18 protein-coding genes are annotated in these 18,525 nt (G+C 63.3%); 6 read left to right on the top strand and 12 right to left on the bottom strand.

The genetic code is table 11. The annotated features are described in order from the left end of the window. The first annotated feature begins 49 nt into the window (after window positions 1-49). From EEB13_RS02900 to EEB13_RS02890, 3 genes are read left to right on the top strand one after another with little or no spacing between them, the layout of a single operon-like run. The gene (locus EEB13_RS02900; RefSeq protein WP_092801274.1) at window positions 50-1,444 is read left to right on the top strand and encodes a uracil-xanthine permease family protein; all 1,395 of its coding nucleotides are present in this window, start codon (window positions 50-52) and stop codon (window positions 1,442-1,444) included. After that, window positions 1,425-2,489: an isopenicillin N synthase family dioxygenase gene (locus tag EEB13_RS02895; RefSeq protein WP_095886594.1), complete on the top strand. Its 1,065-nt coding sequence runs from the start codon at window positions 1,425-1,427 to the stop codon at window positions 2,487-2,489. Before EEB13_RS02900 ends, EEB13_RS02895 begins: the two co-directional genes overlap by 20 nt. Further along, the gene (locus EEB13_RS02890; RefSeq protein WP_141484532.1) at window positions 2,486-3,271 is read left to right on the top strand and encodes an alpha/beta fold hydrolase; all 786 of its coding nucleotides are present in this window, start codon (window positions 2,486-2,488) and stop codon (window positions 3,269-3,271) included. The genes EEB13_RS02895 and EEB13_RS02890 overlap by 4 nt, the downstream gene beginning before the upstream one ends. Here the strand turns inward: EEB13_RS02890 and EEB13_RS02885 are convergent. Together EEB13_RS02885 and EEB13_RS02880 are read right to left on the bottom strand one after the other, a co-directional pair. Then, window positions 3,222-4,727 carry an aldehyde dehydrogenase family protein gene (locus tag EEB13_RS02885; RefSeq protein WP_141484531.1) on the bottom strand — a complete coding sequence of 502 codons (1,506 nt, stop codon included), beginning with the start codon at window positions 4,725-4,727 and terminating at the stop codon, window positions 3,222-3,224. The genes EEB13_RS02890 and EEB13_RS02885 overlap by 50 nt on opposite strands. Then, window positions 4,724-5,980, bottom strand: coding sequence for a VOC family protein (locus EEB13_RS02880; protein ID WP_141484530.1), 1,257 nt, complete (start codon window positions 5,978-5,980; stop codon window positions 4,724-4,726). Before EEB13_RS02880 ends, EEB13_RS02885 begins: the two co-directional genes overlap by 4 nt. A 30-nt stretch (window positions 5,981-6,010) precedes the next feature. On the opposite strand from EEB13_RS02880, the gene EEB13_RS02875 reads away from it, so the two are divergent. Continuing rightward, entirely contained in the window at window positions 6,011-6,472 is a 462-nt protein-coding gene (locus EEB13_RS02875) for an Lrp/AsnC family transcriptional regulator (RefSeq protein ID WP_045070647.1), read from the top strand. A 65-nt stretch (window positions 6,473-6,537) separates the two neighbouring features. Further along, the gene (lat, locus tag EEB13_RS02870) at window positions 6,538-7,869 is read left to right on the top strand and encodes an L-lysine 6-transaminase (protein WP_033231239.1); all 1,332 of its coding nucleotides are present in this window, start codon (window positions 6,538-6,540) and stop codon (window positions 7,867-7,869) included. Here the strand turns inward: lat and EEB13_RS02865 are convergent. Genes EEB13_RS02865 through uraD form a run of 6 tightly spaced genes read right to left on the bottom strand, consistent with a single transcriptional unit; the run spans window position 7,859 to window position 14,536 of the window. Continuing rightward, window positions 7,859-10,555 (bottom strand): molybdopterin-dependent oxidoreductase, encoded by a 2,697-nt coding sequence (locus EEB13_RS02865; protein ID WP_141484529.1) that lies wholly within the window; start codon window positions 10,553-10,555, stop codon window positions 7,859-7,861. The two genes, lat and EEB13_RS02865, sit on opposite strands and share 11 nt — an antisense overlap. Further along, window positions 10,552-11,358: an FAD binding domain-containing protein gene (locus EEB13_RS02860; RefSeq protein ID WP_033231237.1), complete on the bottom strand. Its 807-nt coding sequence runs from the start codon at window positions 11,356-11,358 to the stop codon at window positions 10,552-10,554. Before EEB13_RS02860 ends, EEB13_RS02865 begins: the two co-directional genes overlap by 4 nt. Before the next feature lie 7 nt (window positions 11,359-11,365). Then, on the bottom strand, window positions 11,366-12,763 hold the full coding sequence (locus tag EEB13_RS02855; protein WP_141484528.1) for an 8-oxoguanine deaminase: 1,398 nt from the start codon (window positions 12,761-12,763) through the stop codon (window positions 11,366-11,368). Beyond that, window positions 12,751-13,674 carry a factor-independent urate hydroxylase gene (gene pucL, locus EEB13_RS02850; RefSeq protein ID WP_141485522.1) on the bottom strand — a complete coding sequence of 308 codons (924 nt, stop codon included), beginning with the start codon at window positions 13,672-13,674 and terminating at the stop codon, window positions 12,751-12,753. Before pucL ends, EEB13_RS02855 begins: the two co-directional genes overlap by 13 nt. A gap of 17 nt (window positions 13,675-13,691) precedes the next feature. Then, the gene (gene uraH, locus EEB13_RS02845) at window positions 13,692-14,021 is read right to left on the bottom strand and encodes a hydroxyisourate hydrolase (protein WP_092801250.1); all 330 of its coding nucleotides are present in this window, start codon (window positions 14,019-14,021) and stop codon (window positions 13,692-13,694) included. Then, window positions 14,018-14,536: a 2-oxo-4-hydroxy-4-carboxy-5-ureidoimidazoline decarboxylase gene (uraD, locus tag EEB13_RS02840; protein ID WP_045070631.1), complete on the bottom strand. Its 519-nt coding sequence runs from the start codon at window positions 14,534-14,536 to the stop codon at window positions 14,018-14,020. Before uraD ends, uraH begins: the two co-directional genes overlap by 4 nt. Window positions 14,537-14,655: 119 nt before the next feature. On the opposite strand from uraD, the gene EEB13_RS02835 reads away from it, so the two are divergent. Continuing rightward, window positions 14,656-15,456 carry a tyrosine-protein phosphatase gene (locus EEB13_RS02835; RefSeq protein WP_045071165.1) on the top strand — a complete coding sequence of 267 codons (801 nt, stop codon included), beginning with the start codon at window positions 14,656-14,658 and terminating at the stop codon, window positions 15,454-15,456. A gap of 7 nt (window positions 15,457-15,463) precedes the next feature. Here the strand turns inward: EEB13_RS02835 and EEB13_RS02830 are convergent, their stop codons facing one another. The 4 genes from EEB13_RS02830 to EEB13_RS02815 form a co-directional block, all read right to left on the bottom strand. Next, on the bottom strand, window positions 15,464-15,811 hold the full coding sequence (locus EEB13_RS02830; protein ID WP_045070628.1) for a VanZ family protein: 348 nt from the start codon (window positions 15,809-15,811) through the stop codon (window positions 15,464-15,466). Further along, window positions 15,808-16,149, bottom strand: coding sequence for a hypothetical protein (locus EEB13_RS02825; protein ID WP_092801244.1), 342 nt, complete (start codon window positions 16,147-16,149; stop codon window positions 15,808-15,810). The genes EEB13_RS02830 and EEB13_RS02825 overlap by 4 nt, the downstream gene beginning before the upstream one ends. Window positions 16,150-16,153: 4 nt before the next feature. Then, the gene (locus EEB13_RS02820) at window positions 16,154-16,555 is read right to left on the bottom strand and encodes a DUF1707 domain-containing protein (protein ID WP_092801241.1); all 402 of its coding nucleotides are present in this window, start codon (window positions 16,553-16,555) and stop codon (window positions 16,154-16,156) included. A gap of 80 nt (window positions 16,556-16,635) precedes the next feature. Then, window positions 16,636-18,432 (bottom strand): acetyl/propionyl/methylcrotonyl-CoA carboxylase subunit alpha, encoded by a 1,797-nt coding sequence (locus tag EEB13_RS02815; RefSeq protein ID WP_033231230.1) that lies wholly within the window; start codon window positions 18,430-18,432, stop codon window positions 16,636-16,638. Window positions 18,433-18,525: the final 93 nt, after the last annotated feature.

Genomic DNA, 18,525 nt, shown 5'->3' with positions numbered 1-18,525 from the left:
CAATAGGGAAGTACACAAAACACTCCCAGCTACGGACGGAGATCGGCGCATGGCCATCCATCCAGTCGACGAGCGGTTGCCCTTTGCCCGCCAGTCAGCTTTTGCTCTTCAGCACGTCCTGATCATGTACACAGGCTGCATCACGGTACCGCTGGTGTTCGGTGCGGCCGTGGGCCTGGACCGTAGCACCGTTGCACTGCTGATCAGCGCCGATCTGCTTGTTGCCGGCATCATCACCATCATTCAGAGCCTGGGCGTGGGGAAGGTTGCGGGCGTACGACTTCCGATCGTCTGCGGCGCCACATTCGCCGGCCTGACACCGATGATTCTCATCGCCCAGGAATACGGATTGCAGGCGGTGTACGGCTCCATGCTGGTCGGTGGTGTGGTCGGAATCGCGCTGGCAGTGCCATTTGCCAAGATCGTCCGTTACTTCCCGCCGCTCGTGACCGGAGTGGTCCTGACCGTGATCGGTATCTCGCTGATCGGCGTCGCCGGTGGCCTGATCGTCGGAAACGACCCCACCGCACCGTCGTTCGCAGATCCCAAGAACCTCGCGCTGGCCGCCGCTGTCGTTGCGATCGCAGTCGGTTTCATCTGCCTCGGGCGCGGTATGTGGACTCAGCTGGGAGTCCTGATCGCGCTGGTCATCGGTACCGTGATCGCCATTCCGATGGGCTTGATCGACCTCGGTGGTGTATCCGGTTCCGCGTGGGTCGGCATTCCCATGCCCTTCCATTTCGGAGCACCCGAGTTTCCGGTCACCGCAGTGGTGGCCATGAGCATCGTGATGGCAGTCGTGTTCGCAGAATCGACCGCCAGCATGTTGGCAGTCAGTGAGATCACCGGAAAGCCCTTGAAGAAGGCTGATTTGGCGCGTGGCCTGGTGGCCGACGGTCTGTCCGGAGTGCTCGGCGGCATCTTCAACGCCTTTGTCGACACCGTGTTCTCGCAGAATGTCGGCGCCGTCGCGACCACCCGCGTGTACAGCCGATACGTCACCGCTACCAGTGGCGCCATCCTCATCGTTCTCGGACTGATTCCCCGAATGGGTGAAGTTGTTGCAGCACTGCCTGATCCGGTGGTGGGCGGCGTCGGCATCATCCTGTTCTCCACGGTTGCCGTCGTCGGCATCAACACACTCCGCAAGGTCGATCTCAGCGATCCGATCAATACGACCATTGCCGCGGTATCCGTCGGAATCGGTCTCCTTCCGGAGTTCGCGGAAGGAATGTTCGAGCGGTTCCCGTCGTCTGCGCAGATCCTGCTCGGCAGCGGAATCACCCTGGCCGCGGCGTCGGCCTTCACACTCAACCTGCTGTTCAACCACACCCGACTCGGCGAACTCGCCCGCAGTTCGCGCGAGAGCCTTCCCGAATCACCTGCAGTCGCACAATCCCCAGTCACGCCGACAGGAGACGCCCATGTCGCAGTTACCGCCTGAGTCCTTCGAAGTCCCCGTCATCGACATCTCCCCGTACGTTCTCGGCGGTTCGCCGCAGGAGCAGGCCAGAGTTGCCGCCGAGATCGACGATGCCTGCAGCAGAGTGGGATTCATCCAGATCCGGGGTCATGGAATTCCTGCGGAAGTGGCGGGAGGTCTCGCCGGCGCGATGGACGATTTCTTTGCACTGCCGATGGAGGCGAAGAACGAGTACCGCGTTGCCGGAGCCAACCGCGGGTACAGCCCACCCAAGAGTGAATCGCTGAGCCTGAGTCTCGGCGTGGAATCCGCGACCCGGATGAACGATTTTTTCGAGGCGTTCAACATCGGCATCGAAGCTCGGTCGTTCACCGATCTTGATCTCTCCGAAGCGGATTACGGTATCAACGTGTGGCCGGACGTCGAGAAATTCCGGGCCAGGATCGAGTCGTACTACACACACGCAGCACGGGTAGCTCGCACGCTGACCACTATCTTCGACGATGCGCTGGGGCTGACGCCGGGGTTCTTCGACTCGATCACCGACCACTCGATCGACGTGCTGAGAATGAACAACTACGCGTTGCCCGAGGGAACCGTGACGCTGGACGGCGAGCTCAAGGGGATGGGCGAACACACCGACTTCGGGCTTGTCACCGTCCTGTGGGCCGATCAGGTCGAGGGGCTCCAGGTACTCGGAAGTGACCAACGGTGGCACGACGTGTGGCCTGAAGACGATGCGCTACTGGTCAATCTGGGCGATCTGACTGCCCAGCTAACCAACGACCGCTGGATGTCGACGCTGCACCGCGTGGCACCTCCCGTGGTGAACGGCACGATCAAGCGTCGTCGTTCCGCCGCGTTTTTCCACGACGGAAACGTCGATGCCGTGATCGAAACGCTGCCGAGTTTCTTCGACGAGTCCGGACTGGCGTACGAACCTGTCTCCGTCCGGGATCACATCAAAGCCAAGCTGGCCGGATCGCGGCAGGGCAAGTCCAACACCGCGGCCGGGCGCGAAGCCGAGCGGGTTCGCGTCGCAGCGCAGCTGGAGGCAACGTCGTGACTGCCAGGAATCTTGTTCTGGTCCACGGTGCCTGGGCCGGAGGCTGGGTCTGGGATTCGATGCTGGAACCACTGCGAGCGGCGGGGTTCAACCCGGTAGTCGTTGACCTTCCCGGGGCCGGCGTCCTCGATCGGGACACTGTCGTAGACCTAAGTGCCGTGACCGATCACGTTGTAGCGGTGCTCGATTCGCTGGACGGTCCGGCTGTGCTGGTAGGCCACTCGGGTGGTGGCATCGTGGTGTCGCAGGTTGCCGAGCGAGTTCCCGCTGCGGTCGCGGGAATCGTGTATGTCGCCGGGATGATGCTGCCGTCGGGTATGGACTTCGGAATGCTGTGCAACGAAGTGGAATTACCGGCGCCCGTCGGGATCTCGCGATGGGTGGTCAGCTCGGATGACGGGTTTTCGAGTGTGGTCCCACCCGAAGCCGGTGCAGCGGTGTTCTTCCACGAGGCCCCGGTAGCCGACGCGATCGCTGCGGCACGCCAACTTGTGCCACAACAGGAAACTGCACGACTGATGGCACCGACAATCACCCCCGAGCGATTCGGTACGGTTCCGCGCCTATACGTCGAATGCACCTTGGACCGTACAGTTCCGATCGAGACGCAGCGAGGAATGCAGCAGCGAGTGCCTGGGGCCAGCGTGGTGAGTCTCGAGACCGATCACGCGCCGCAGTTGTCGGCGCGCGCCGAATTGGTCAGCGCGATCACGGAATTTGCCGCAGACGCACTCAGCCGAACTCGACGCCTTGAGCCAGCGGAAGTTGGTCCGAGTAGTTGATCGTGTTGGTCGCGCGTCGCATGTACGCCTTCCACGCATCGGACCCCGATTCACGTCCGCCTCCGGTGTCCTTCTCGCCGCCGAAGGCGCCACCGATCTCTGCGCCCGACGTGCCGATATTGACGTTGGCGATACCGCAGTCGGAACCGTCGGCGGCGAGAAACCGTTCGGCTTCGCGCTGATCGAGCGTGAAGATCGACGATGAAAGCCCTTGTGGCACAGCATTGTGGAGTGCGATGGCATCGTCGAACTCGCGGTAGGTGACGACGTAGAGGATCGGGGCAAAGGTTTCGGTGTGCATGATGTCGCTCTGGGTCGGCATCCGGACCAGCGCCGGGCGCACGTAGCAACCGGTTTCGCCGACGCGCTCACCACCACAGACGACGGTGCCGCCGCTCGACCGTGCGGCGGTGAGTGCGGACTGCATCGCCTCGAATGCGGCATCGTTGATCAGCGGCCCGACCAGGACACCGTCGTCGAACGGATTCCCTACCCGTAGTTGTGCATAGGCGGCAGAAATTCTTGCAACCAGTTCGTCGGCTATCGACTCGTGAACGATCAACCGGCGCAACGACGTACACCGCTGCCCCGCAGTTCCGGCAGCAGAGAAGACGATTCCGCGGACTGCGAGATCAAGATCCGCTGACGCGGTGACAACAGCGGCGTTGTTTCCGCCAAGTTCGAGGAGACTTCGTCCGAACCTCGCCGCCACACGCGGCGCCACCTCGCGTCCCATGCGAACCGACCCGGTGGCACTCACCAGAGCGACCTGTGGATTGTCCACCAGGGCCGCACCCACGTCGCGTCCACCGATCACCAATTGATGAACGTCTTGTGGGGCGCCGCAATCGGCGAGGGCGCGGCGAAGGAGGGTATGTGCGGCCAGTGCGGTCAGAGGTGTGGTCTCGGAGGGCTTCCAGACCACTGTGTCACCGCACACCAGGGCGATGGCGGTGTTCCACGACCACACCGCGACCGGGAAGTTGAAGGCTGAGATGACACCGACAACACCGATGGGGTGCCACGTCTCCATCAGTCTGTGTCCTGGCCGTTCCGAAGGCATTGTCCGCCCGTAGAGTTGACGTGAGAGACCAACCGCGAATTCGCAGATGTCGATCATTTCCTGGACCTCGCCGAGTGCTTCCGACGAGATCTTGCCGGCCTCGAGCGTGACCAGTTCCGCGAGATCCGTTTTGTGCTCGCTCAGGAGTCGGCCGAGTTGCCGCACGACGGCGCCGCGGATCGGCGCAGGAACCGTGCGCCAGTCACCGAACGCGTCGTGTGCTGCGGCAACCGCGCCGTTGACATCGTCAGCGGAATGTTGTTCCAGAGTGCGAATTTCGGTTCCGGTAATCGGTGTGCGAGCCGTCAGGTTGCCGGTGGGCCACTCGGCTCCGCAGCGAGCAAGCGCGGAGTGGGCGCGCTCGGCGAGAGCGGAAGGATCGGGAAGGTTCACGGGTGAGTCCTTTCGCGGGAGGCGTCCTGTTGCGTGCGGTACAACTCGAATGGGTCGAGGATGGGGTGTCCGATGGCGCCCTCGAGTCGATCCTGCCCGTAATCGGCGCTGTCCGCATCGGAAACGAACCCACCGGGCGAATCGAGATTCGACGCAAAGATCCCCGCGGCGGACGCCGGTAGGAAGTCTTCGTAGACGATGGGTTCGCGAACTATCGTCGAACCGTCACGTCGGTAGGTGAAGTATGCCAGGCCGGCGTCGGCAAGGCCGTCCTCCGTGGAGGGAAACGCGTCCTCCCATACCGCCGTGTCGGGGGAGAAGATCAGAGCGTCGTAGATCTCGCGGCCCTTGCGGGTCAGCGCTATGCCGCGGGCCTCGACTTCACCGAAGCGCACGCGGACGGGGACATCGTGCACCGAACCGTCGGGCTCGCGGAAGGGGCGGTTCTCCGCCAACGCCCGAAACGAGGTCTGCCGCAGCAGGAGTGGTGGACCGTCCCAGCGCGGTGGTCCCTGAATCCGGTCGATCATGGTGATGCCGCGCTCGGTCATGCGGCGGTACAGATCGTCGATGTCGAGTACCCGTGGGGTGAGATGGTTGAGGTGGGTCGAGTTTTGGCCCGCGATATCCGCGGCCACCGGTGAGATCTGCGCGAGTTCGCGGTACCAGGATGCGTCGATCGGCTCGGTTCCGAGCCGGAAGGCGCGGGTGGCGGCGTCGACGAAGTGGGTGGCCTGCGGCTCCGGCAACCCGTTATCGCGCTGTGCGGCAGCGGCCAGGCCAAGCAGGTCGGGGGAGAAGAGACACCGCGTGCCCAGGTAGGCAGTGATGCGGCGCTGGACATCGGCGGTGAAGAATCGTTTGTCGCCGGTAGTGAGAACCGAAGTGAAGACGCGGAATGGGTTCAATGCGAGTTCCCGAGGATCGGTGGGACGGAACGCGGTGGAAACCACGGGAACGGGGGGATCGGTAAGCCGCAGATCGTAGAACCCGACCGCAGACATCCCGAGGGCGCCGAAGATCTTCGCGACGTCGTGCAGTTCACCGAGAGTGCCCAGCCGGATCGCACCGTGCCGTTCCGCGCTGATCCGGCTCAGGGTTCCCCAGCGTTCCGAGCCCGGACGGGTGGCCGTGTAATCCCGATTGACCTGCAGTGTCACGTCAACCAGCGTGTTGTACGCTGGAACCTCGTTCCCGTACATCCGCGACAGTTCGGCGGCAAACCGAGAACGTAACTGCCACTTTTCAAGCATGTGTATGTCCGGTTACGTTAACCTTCGCGGGTGGGTGACGAACAGAATGACGGCGGAATTCCTCCGGTCGACGACACGGACAAGTTGTTGATTCGAGAGCTCGTTGTGGACGGGCGTGCCACTTTGGCGAGTCTTGCCGACAAGGCGGGGTTATCGATCTCGGCGGTGCAGTCGCGGGTGCGTCGGCTTGAATCGCGCAACGTGATCCGGGGGTACGCGGCAAAGATCGATCCGGAAGCTGTGGGTCAGAATCTGTCGGCATTTGTCGCGATCTCCCCTCTGGATCCTTCTCAACCCGACGATGCGCCGGCCAGGCTCCGGCACTTGCCCCAAGTGGTGTCCTGTCACTCGGTAGCCGGGGCCGAAAGCTACGTACTTCTTGTTCGAGTCGCCTCGCCCCGGGCGTTGGAGGCGTTGCTGCAGGAGATCCGAACGGCGGCCAATGTGAGCACCCGTAGCACGGTCATTCTTCAAACATTTTACGACGAATGACCGATCTGCAGTAATTTTTCCATCTAATCATCGACATGGCAATAATTTTGACTTAATCTTTGCGTATGAGTACCGCGACGCAAGGCTTCGACGGCAGTGCGGATTTCCCGGTGTTCGAGGTCCTGTCTGCCAGTATCCTCACGGACGGATTCGATCTGGTTCTCGATCTCGAACGCTCGCACGGTGTGTATCTACAAGATCTCCGCACCCGTGTCGACTATCTGGACATGTTCGGGTTCTTCGGGTCGTCGGCGCTCGGAATGAACCATCCGGACATTGCCGACGACGAGGCATTCTCGCGCGAATTGGCAATGGTTGCAGCAAACAAGCCGAGTAATTCCGACATCTACAGTGTGCCGATGGCACGATTTGTCGACGCCTTCGTTCGGGTACTTGGCGATCCGGCGTTACCGCATCTGTTCTTTGTGGACGGCGGCGCCCTTGCTGTGGAGAATGCGCTGAAGGTGGCGTTCGACTGGAAGAGCCGACGGAACGAAAGTGAGGGGCGCTCACCGGATCTCGGGACCAAGGTCTTGCACCTGACCGAGGCTTTCCACGGGCGCAGTGGCTATACGATGTCGCTCACCAACACCGATCCGGAAAAGGTTGCCCGGTTTCCCAAGTTCGACTGGCCTCGGATCACCTCGCCCTATGTCGCGGACGGCCGCGACATCGAGGCTGTCGAGCAGGAAACCTTGGCACAGGCCCGGCAGGCATTTCACGAGAATCCGCACGACATCGCCTGTTTCATCGCCGAACCGATCCAGGGTGAGGGTGGTGACCACCATTTCCGGCCCCAGTTTCTCCAGGCGATGCAGGAATTGTGCCGCGAGAACGACGCATTGTTCGTTCTCGACGAGGTGCAGACCGGGTGCGGATCAACCGGAACGCCCTGGGCCTACCAACAATTGGGGTTGGCACCGGACGTCGTGGCCTTCGGGAAGAAGACTCAGGTCTGCGGCATCATGGCAGGCGGCCGTGTCGACGAGGTGCACGACAACGTTTTTCACATCAGCTCGCGGATCAACTCGACGTGGGGCGGCAATCTCACCGACATGGTGCGTGCCCGGCGCATTCTCGAGGTCATCGAACGCGACCGGTTGATCGACCGGGTTCGATTCACCGGCGCGCACCTACTTCAGCGACTGACCGCGACAAGCGAAAGGTTCGACGAGGTCACCGAACCCCGCGGACGTGGCCTCATGTGCGCGATCACCCTGAGCGCCACCGAGTTACGCGACCGGGTGGTGACCGCGCTTCGCGACGACGAGCATGTCCTCATTCTGCCGAGCGGGCAACGCGGAATTCGGTTCCGTCCACCGCTGACCGTGACAACCGGTGAGTTGGACGCAGCGGTGGACGCCGTCGAGCGGGTACTGCACACACTTACCGCGTGAGCTCGGCCCAGATCCGATCCGGTGTCATCGGAGTGGCGCGGCACCGAACACCCACCGCGTCGAAGATAGCGTTGGCCAGTGCCGGGGCAACGGGATTGAACGGCGCTTCGCTCATGGACTTGGCGCCGAATGGTCCCAACTTGTCGTAGGTATCGGCAAAAAGAACCTCGGTGATCGGGAGATCCGCCAACTGCGGAACGTGATAGTTGCGCAATTGCGGATTCACCACATGCCCGTCCTCGATGACGATCTCCTCGAACATCGCTGCGCCGAGTGCCTGTCCCACACCACCTTCCACCTGCCCACGCAATTGTGCGGGGTTCAGCACGGTGCCGGCGTCGGCAGCCTGGACCGACTGCAGAATGACGACCCGGCCCGTTGCTGTATCCACCGCGACCCGAAAGCCGTGGACGTTGAACGCCACCGACCGCGGCGAGCCGTCATGGTGGCCGTCGGTCGAGAGCGGTCCGCCGTCGAGGAGTGCAGGGAAACCGACAGAGCCGGTTGTGGTGGTTACACCGTCCGTCGCGAGTTCGACCGGACCGACGCACAGTGATTGTGCTCGTGCGAGTATCCGATCACGGAGGCGTTCGCACGCGATCTGGAGAGCCTTGCCCGCCACAACGGTGCCGGCCGAACCGAAGGCGCCGGTGTCGTGTCCACCGATGTCGGTGTCGGATTGAGCGATCACGATGCGATCGACGGTGGTTCGCAATTCGGTGGCGGCAATCTGATGATGAACTGTTGTTGTCCCGTTACCGAATTCGGCGGTACCGATCCGGACCACATAGCGCCCGTCGGCCTCGAGGGTGACCGTGGTGTCGGCGAAGTGTCCGCGCGGCGGGATCGTGGCGATCATCGCAACGGCCATGCCCTGCCCCGTTTTCCACCGGGGTCCGTCTGGCGGCGTCTGCCCTCGTCCGCTCGACAGCGCGCGCTCGACCAGGTCCAGACACTGATCGAGACCGTAACTGCCGAACTCGAGGTCGCCGTCCTCGACGTGCCAGTCCACGAAGTCGTCTCCCGGAACCACCACGTTGCGTCGACGGAACTCGAACGGGTCGACGCCGAGTTTCCGAGCAAGTTGATCCATCGCGGATTCGACGGCAAAGATGATCTGCCCCAGGCCGTAGCCGCGGAACGCACCAGACGGCACATTGTTCGTGTACACGGCCTCGGCGTCGACGCGTTTGGTCGGGCAACGGTAGACGGCAATAGATTCCGCACAGCCGTGGAACATCACTCCGACGGAATGGTTGCCGTATGCGCCGGCGTCGGAGAGGACGTCGATCGCCAGCGCGTTCAGGTGGCCATGCTCGTCAGCGCCCAACCGGACCGACACCCGCATCGGATGCCGCGACGGGGCCATCGTGAACTGATCGCTGCGACTGAACTCGTACTGCACCGGTCGGCCGGTCTTCCGGACGGCAAGGGCAACAAGATCCTCGGTCAGCATTTCCTGCTTGCCGCCGAAACCGCCACCCACTCGCGCGGTGAACACGCGGACTTCCTCGCGGGCGAGACCGAAGATGTGTGCCAACTCGTCCCGAACCAGGAACGGCACCTGCGTGCTGCTGCGAATGACAAGCCGGCCACCGGAGTCCAGCCATCCCACCGCGGCGTGCGTCTCCATGGCAACGTGCTGAACCCGAGCGGTCTGCCACGTGCCTTCGACAACGGCAGCGGATGCACTCAGGGCTTTCTCGACGTCGCCCACTCCGTCGTGGAGTGCGGCGACGATGTTGCGAGTGGGCTCGGCGATACGCGCGGACATATCCTTGTCCGCGTGCAGAAGCGGCGCGCCGGGCGCGCGAGCGGGCTCCGGATCGAAGACAGCTGCGCGAACCTCGAAGTCGACCTCGATCAGCGCGAGCGCGCGCTGTGCGTCCCGCGGTGTCTCTGCAATGACAGCGGCAACTCGCTGACCGACGAAACGTACGGTGCGGTCGAAGATGCGGGTGTCGTCCGGATCGTCGGTGCGGTTCTGATGGCGCGCTGTGGAGAAGAGAACATCCGGGCTGTCGAGATAGGTCAGAACGGCAACGACACCTGGCGCGGACTGTGCTGCGTCAGTGTTGATCTCCTTGACATACGCATGGGGGTGCGGGCTGCCGAGAACCGCTGCATGCACCAAGCCCGAAGGGACGTCGCCCTCGGCCAGATCCAGAGTGAAGGGTTCTGTTCCGGTGACGATTCGACTCGAAGCCGGGGCCGCAATGGAACGGCCCTGAGCTACAGAGCGATCCGCGTCCTCGACGTTCTTCGCGCCCGCCAGAGCGTCGCGGATCGAGCGATACCCCGTGCAGCGGCACAGGTTTCCCTTCATCGACGCCGGCAGGTTCTCCTTCTGAGCGGGTGTCAGCGCCGACGCCGTCACCACCATGCCTGCGGTGCAGAATCCGCATTGAAATCCGCCGGCGTCGACAAACGCCTGCTGCACCGGGTGCAGATCGTCTTCAGTGCCGAGACCGGTTGCGGTCACAATCTCGTGCCCGTCGATGCGGTGCGCCGGGAAGATGCACGAATGCGTGGGCGTGCCGTCCAGCAGTACCGAACACGCGCCACAATCCCCGGCGTCGCACCCCTTCTTGACGGACATTACGCCGTGCTCGCGCAGGAACGTCCGCAAGCACTGTCCCGGACGTGGTTCGTCGTCGCGGGCAACCCCGTCGACGGAGTACTTCATGTGAGTTCCTCCCTGACCTCTTCGGCCAGTAGTGCTGTCATCGACTCACGCCAGGGTGCGCTGCCGTGGACGTCCGTGAAATAACAGTCGGCTGGGATCACGCGAAGGGCGTCGGCCAACTCGGACGCGCTCGGGTGGGCGTCGAATCGCAGCACGTGGGGCCGCCGCGTTGCCGCCGTGACGCTGAGTGTGAAACCGGCGACGTCTTTTCGGCCCGCTACGACAACGGCAGACCGTCCGAGTGAGGTCTGAGCGAGTTTGCGTAATGCGGTGCGGGCGAGCAGCGACCGAGTGGGGAGAGTGATGCACCGAATGATGTCGCCGACGCCCAGCGCGTTGGTGCCGTTTCCGGTCACAAAATCTTTCACGGCCACACGGTATTCGCCGCTGCCCGGACGCCACACGGTCAATTCGCCGTCGAGAGTGACGGCCATCGTGGTCATGGCGCCGGCGGGAAACGACAGAGCGATGTTTCCGCCGACGGTGGCGTGGCGCAACACTTTCCACGACGCAAGCAGCGCGTCCGCGCAGTCCCGAAACAACTGCTGAGCCCGGAACTGTGCCACAAGTTCGGAGCGGCACAGTTCCTCGATGGTGCAGGTCGCGGCAATCTCGAGGCCATGTTCGGTGACTGTGAGCGGCTCCCAGCCGAAGCCGGCCAGATCGACAAGCGTGCTCAGATGAGGTTGAGGTTCGGAATACAGCCAAGTGCCGCCTCCGATGAATCCGACACCGGTCGAGGGACCGGGCAGATCGGTCCGAGTGGCCGGCACCAGAACCTGATCGACCGTGTGCAGATCCACTGTCGGCTCACCCGGCCTTTCGCACCAGGTCGAGGTGAGCGCGAGCAACGTCCGATGCGACGACGTCCTCGTCGATCGTGGTTACCCGATCGTCGGCGACCACAACCGCACCGTTCACCATCAGAAGTTTCAACGGTGGTGTCGAGCCGAGCACCAACGCCGCGACCGGGTCGGTGATGCCGGTGTGCGCGAGCGTATTCAGATCCCACACCGCGAGGTCGGCCAGTTTTCCCACTTCGAGGGAGCCGATCTCGTGCTCACGGCCGAGAACCCTCGCGCCCCCGATGGTCCCGAGTTCCAGGGCGGTGCGAACCGTCAAAGCCTGGGGGCCGCCGCGAGCGCGAGCGAACAGGAGGGCGTGGCGCGACTCCTCGACCAAACTGCACGCCTCGTTGCTGGCCGCGCCGTCGACTCCGAGCCCGATGGTGACACCGGCGTCCAGCAAATCGCGGGTGCGCGCGATCCCGGCGCCGAGTCGCGCATTGGACGTAGGGCAGTGTGCCGCAGCGGTTCCCGTGCGCGCCATCGTCTCGATCGCGGAATCGTCGAGGTGGACGGCGTGCGCGAACCATACGTCCGGGCCAACCCAGCCGACTCGCTCCATGTACTCCATCGGCGTGCAGCCGAACAGTTCTGCGCAGAAGTCCTGCTCGTCCAGCGTCTCCGCCAAATGGGTGTGCATTCGGACGCCGGAATCCCGGGCCAGAACCGCGGACTCACGGAGCAACGCCTCGGTGACCGAGAACGGGGAGCAGGGTGCCACCGCGATCCGCAGCATCGAATCGGGGCTGGGGTCGTGCCACCGGTCGATGACCGACGCGGTGCCGGTGAGGATGTCGTCCAGTTTCTCCACGACGTGATCAGGCGGTAGTCCGCCGGAACTCTGCCCGAGGTCCATCGACCCCCGCGTCGGATGGAATCGCAGGCCGACCTGGGCTGCCGCGGTGATCTCCGCTTCGAACACGTCACCGGCATCGCGTGGGACCACGTAGTGATGATCGGTGGTGGTGGTGCATCCCGTCTTCGCCAGCGCGGCGAGGCCACCGGTTGCGGCCGTATGCACTGCGTCGGCGTCGATCCCCGCCCAGATCGGGTACAGCGTGGTCAGCCACTGGAACAGCGTCGAATCGGCAGCCAGGCCGCGAGTGATCCACTGGTACAGGTGATGGTGCGTGTTCACCAGGCCCGGCGTCACGAGGCAACCGGGGGCGTCGATGGTACGTGCCCCGGGAAACTCCGGAGCCGGCCCTTGGCCGACGGCCGTGATCATATTCCCGGTAACTGCTACGTACCCGTCGGTGAATTCGGTACGGGCGCCGTCCATGGTGACGACATGAGCACCCGTGATGACGAAGTCGGTCACGGAGTTTGCACTGTTGATGACGAAGTCGGTCACGAAAGCCATCCGGCGTACGTTGTCCACGATGGGCCGGCGTCCGGTGCGTCCGAGCGGCTGACGGCGGCCTGGATCAGGCCGTACGGGCGATCCGCGGCATGGAACACCTCGTTGTCGTTCTCGATACCGAAACGGCCGAGCGCGTAGTCGAAATGGTGCTTGTTAGGCGCGGACAGCCGCACCTCCGCGATGATCGGGAAGTCCTCGAGGATCGCCTTGCCGATCTGGAACAAGGTCTGCTGCAACGCAAGTGAGTGCACCGTCGCGAATTGCTTCACGATCTGTGCCTTGATGGCCACGTACACCGATTCCCAGTCGACGTCTGTGGTGGTGAATCGCCATTGCGCCACCAGTGTGGTGGCCATGACGCGGTCCTGCGTCGGTTCGAGGACTGTGTACGGATCCTGGAGGAACCCGGAGAACTCACTGTCGGTGGACTTGAGCAGAACCAGGTCCTTCAGGCCGCCGATCACCCAGGTTCCGGTGTCGTCGTGCGTGATCGACGCGGTTCGCACTTCCTGACCCTTGCGAATCCAGGTGTGATCGTGCTCGGCGCCGTCGACCACCGCGCGCTCCCAGGCGTACTCCTCGATCTCGATCCGTGCGCCCGTCACCGGTTCGATGTCGTCGACAAAATGCGATGCGAGTTCGAGGCCGTACGACTCGATCGAGATCAGGCCCTTTTCCTTGGCGTAGGCATACGCGGTCTGCTTCTGAGTATCGGTGGGAAGAACCTTCGACTGATCGCCGGTGAGGTAGGCATCGGCGAAATCGCCTCGCAGACAGGTGGAAACGTTGACATCGTGAATCTCGTGGCGCGGCGTGTCGCGGTAGATCCGGACAACACGATTCTCGGCCTTGCCGTACTGGTGCCCGGTGAGTTCGATGGTCCCGGAGAGCGGTGCGGTGGTGGTGTTGATGGTGTTCACAGTGGTTCTCAGCTCCCGCGATAGGTGGAATAGGCAAAGGGGGACAGCAACAGCGGGACGTGATAGCCACGGCTCGTGTCGTCGATCCGGAAGGTCACTGTCACTTCCGGGTAGAAGTTTTCCTGCTGGATCGACTCGAAATATGTTCCGGTGTCGAAGATCAGGCGGTAGGTGCCGGAAGTCAGGCCGTCTGGGGCAAGTTCGGCGACCCGGCCGTCGGAATCGGTGTGGGCCTGAGAAATCGGCGAACCGTCCGGCCCGCAGAGCTGGACGTGGACACCTTCGGCCGGGTTGCCGGTTGTCGCATCGAGGACGTGTGTACTCAGTACCTTGCTCATGCATCATCTCCGGACAACGAGTCGATCAGACGGGTGAGTCTGATGCGATTGATAGCGGCCAACTCGATTCGTAGCACGCGGCGTTCGGACTCCGGATCGTTTTCCAGTCGCTTCTGGAGTATGTCGAGGAGTTCGGTGGCCGACCGACCGCTTGCACAGACGAGGTAGACGTGCGAGAACTTGTCCTCGTACTCGGCGTTCTTGATGCGCAACTGCTCGAGGACGTCGGCGCCGGCCGTGGATACCGCGGCCTGTTCGCGACTCGACGACGCGTTCTCGGTGCGCTCACCGATACGCGGGTGCCCCGCGAGGGCTTTGTCGATCTCGGATTCGGGTAGGTCGCGCAGCACGGAATCCGCGCTGTCCAGCAGAGCGTCGAGGCTCGCGAAGGGCCGTGCCGCCGCGAGCGAGTTCGCCCAGGCGTCGGAGTGGCAACAGTCGAGCAGAGCCTTGCGCACCGATTGGTCTGCGAGTGCGTTGAACGCATCGAGACCGCTGGAATTCGTTGTAGGCATGTCCACAGCATTATCCGAACATGTTTCGGAAATGTAGCGCAGCAATTACGGGCGATCGTACGTCGCAATTGTCGCGAGTGTCATAAGTCGTGAGGGTGTCATCGCCTATGTTCGTAGGTATGACTGACAATCCGAAGCTGTCTTCCGTTGTTCCTTCGCTCGCGAACCTGCGTGATATCGGGGGACCGGAGTCCCGATTCGGCGGTTCGGTGCGAACCGGCGCGGTGTACCGCTCCACCGATCTAGCGTCGCTCAGCAAAGAAGGCGAGCAGACGCTGGCCGACTTGGCCGTCACCACGATCTACGACCTGCGAACCGCCTCCGAGCGCGAAACAGCACCGGACCGGACCCCGGCCGGAATCCGGGAACTCGGACTGGACGTATTGGCGGACAAGCAGTATCGAGCTATCCCGGCCCAGATGCAGCAAATGATCGCCGATCCCCGGGCCGCGTCAGAGTTGCTGGGAAGCGGGCAGGCGCTCGAGTACTTCCAAGGCAGCTACCGCGATTTTGTGACCCTGCCCAGCGCGGTGGCGTCGTACCGCCAGTTGTTCCTCGATCTCGCAGAGCCAACCAGTGCGCCGGCACTCATTCACTGCACGACGGGTAAAGACCGGACGGGATGGGCCGCGGCGGCGCTGTTGCTCTTCCTCGGTGCGTCGAAGGACGCGGTGTTCGAGGACTACCTGCTGACGAACACGGTCCTGCTACCGCTGTTCGCGCCGCTCTTCGAGAAATTTGCCGCCACGGGTGGTGACCCGACGCTGCTCGAAGGCGTTCTGGGGGTACGGCCCGAGTACCTGGAGGCATCGCTTGCCGAACTGGAATCGGTGCACGGTTCCATCGAGGCGTATTTCACCGACGGGCTCAAGATCGACCAGGACACTCAGACTCGGTTGCGCGGCAACCTGATCGGCTGATCGCGGATTAGACGGCGCGGGCGCGTCGCCGGTATCCGACGGCGGCGACGATCCCGATGCCGATCGCGATACCGACCAGATCGGCGGCCGCGTCCCACACCGAACCGGAACGGGAAATCGGCAGGACTCCCTGCAGGACTTCGGACACCGCGGCAAAGGCGATCAGCCACAGCGCCGTGAGCCACCAGGGGATTCTGGCGTGCAACGACGTCATCGCCAGAACCACGAACATCAATGTGTGGGTGACCTTGTCGCTGTTCTCCGGCCCGGACGGAACGGTGGATCCGGGGGAGAACAACATGATCAGTGCGATCACCACAGCGATGGCGAGTGGCCAGTACCGGTTGTACGTCATCCGCGCGTCACCGTGAGTTCGAGGGCGCCCTCGGCAAAACGCGAAACCGCATCAGTTGCGGTAGCAAGAGCGTCGTCGTGGCCGGATCTTGCCCAACCGGTGAGTTCGGCAGTGGCGCCGCGGGGCGTCAGCAGAACCTCCGCCAGAAGTTCACCGGTATTCGGTTGGCACACCGCCCACGAGTAGACGGTGTTCTCGGCCCACTGAGATGTCCGGAGATCTACGTAACCGGGGTCGCTGATCCCTCCGTCGGCAAGCGCCGGTCGGTCGTCGACGCGTTCGTCCGAGCGCAACGCTCGCAGATACCACGCGCCCGCATTGATCTCTATCGGGTCCATGAATTCAGGAATTCCTGTCGTCGCGACGTTTCTTCTTGCGTTCTTTGTCCGTCCCGAACAGCAGCGCGCCGGCCAGTGGAATGGCAAGAAACCACAGCCACGTACCGGTGACGAAGAAGAGGATGAGGGCAAGAATCGGGATGACCGCCATGATGCGACCGGACCAGTCGGGGTCGAACTTCCGCGCTGGAACCGAAGCTGATGTGGCGGCGGGAGATGGAACGGGATCGGGAAGATCCTTGAAAACCGGAGCGAGTTCACTGCGAGTTGTTGCAGCCGTGACGATTCCACTGCGCTCGTCGAACTCCGAGACAGTGAGGCGACCGGCTGCAAAATGCTCGGTCAGCGCCGTCAATGCCTGCTCACGTTCAGCAGTGCCGATACGAATGTCGGGAACATCAGCCATGAGTGACAGCCTACTCAAACGACTGTGCGCCTTTCCGGTAGTGGGAACTACCGGAAAGGCGCACACGGGCCGGAGGCCCCTTACTTAAGTTCTGCCAGAACCGTGCCCTGAGTGATGGCTGCGCCGGCTTCGACGGACAGTCCGGTGACGATGCCGGCCTTGTGCGCGTTGACAGGGTTTTCCATCTTCATGGCCTCGAGGACAGCGATGAGGTCGCCTTCGGCAACTTCCTGGCCCTCGGTGACGGCAACCTTGACGACGGTGCCCTGCATCGGAGCGGTGACGGCGTCACCGGATGCTGCGCCGCCGCCCGCGCCGCCGCGCTTGCGTGCCTTCGGCTTCTTGCGGATGGCACCGGATGCTGCGCCGCCGCCGTTGCCGAGCGAGAACTGACCCGGGAGGGAAACCTCGACACGACGTCCACCGACCTCGACGACAACGTTCTGACGCGGCAGAGCCTCGTCCTCGTCGTCGACCGGTGCACCGGAACCGGCGTACGGCTCGATGGTGTTTTCCCAGTCGGTTTCGATCCACTTGGTGTAGATGTCGAACTTCTCGCCGTTGCCGACGAATGCCGGGTTCTCGACGATGTGGCGGTGGAACGGGAGGACGGTCGCGAGGCCGTCGATCTCGAACTCGGCCAGAGCGCGAGAAGCACGCTGGAGGGCTTCTTCGCGGTTGGCGCCGGTGACGATGAGCTTGGCGAGCATGGAGTCGAACTGGCCGCCGATGACGTCGCCGGCAACAACACCGGAATCGACGCGGACGCCGGGGCCCGAGGGCTCACGGTAGACGGAAACGGGGCCGGGGGCGGGCATGAAGCCGCGGCCGGCGTCTTCGCCGTTGATGCGGAACTCGAAGGAGTGTCCACGCGGGGTGGGATCTTCCTTGATGGAGAGCTCTTCACCGTTGGCGATGAGGAACTGCTGACGCACCAGGTCGATGCCTGCGGTCTCTTCCGTGACAGGGTGCTCGACCTGCAGGCGGGTGTTGACCTCGAGGAAGGAGATGGTGTCGCCCTGAACGAGGTACTCGACCGTTCCGGCGCCGTAGTAGCCGGCTTCCTTGCAAATCGCCTTGGCGGACGCGTGGATGCGTGCGCGCTGGTCGTCCGTCAGGAAGGGGGCCGGAGCCTCTTCGACGAGCTTCTGGAAACGACGCTGCAGCGAGCAGTCGCGGGTACCGGCAACAACAACGTTGCCGTGCTGGTCGGCGATGACCTGAGCTTCGACGTGGCGCGCCTTGTCGAGGTACTGCTCGACGAAGCACTCGCCGCGACCGAAGGCGGCGATGGCCTCACGGGTAGCGGATTCGAACAGCTCGGGGATTTCCTCGATGGTCTGGGCGACCTTCATGCCGCGTCCACCGCCGCCGAATGCTGCCTTGATGGCAACCGGTACACCGAATTCCTTGGCGAACGCGACGACCTCGTCGGCACCCTTGACGGGGTCCTTGGTGCCGGCTGCCATCGGAGCCTTGGCGCGCTCGGCGATGTGACGAGCGGTGACCTTGTCGCCGAGGTCGCGGATGGACTGCGGTGATGGACCGATCCAGATGAGGTTCGCGTCGATGACGGCCTGGGCGAAGTCGGCGTTCTCGGAGAGGAAGCCGTAGCCCGGGTGAATGGCGTCGGCGCCGGACTTACGGGCTGCGTCGAGAATCTTGTCGAATACGAGGTAGGACTCGGCGGAGGTCTGTCCACCGAGGGCAAACGCCTCGTCTGCGAGCTTCACGAACTGTGCGTCGGCATCGGGTTCGGCGTAGACAGCGACGCTGCCGTAGCCGGCGTCCTTGGCTGCCCGAATGACCCGCACCGCGATCTCACCGCGGTTTGCGACAAGCACCTTCGTAATGTGCGCGCTGGCATGACTGGGCACTGAGCCTCCTGTAGTTCGCATTATCTGTCTCCTCGGTGCACTGACGGAGCAGTCACCGTCGGAGTTTTACTGGCATCGCTTCGGAGTGTATTC

Source organism: Rhodococcus sp. WS3 (assembly GCF_003797085.1).
GTDB lineage: Bacteria > Actinomycetota > Actinomycetes > Mycobacteriales > Mycobacteriaceae > Rhodococcus_F > Rhodococcus_F globerula.
This window is presented reverse-complemented; position numbering and strand designations above follow the sequence as displayed.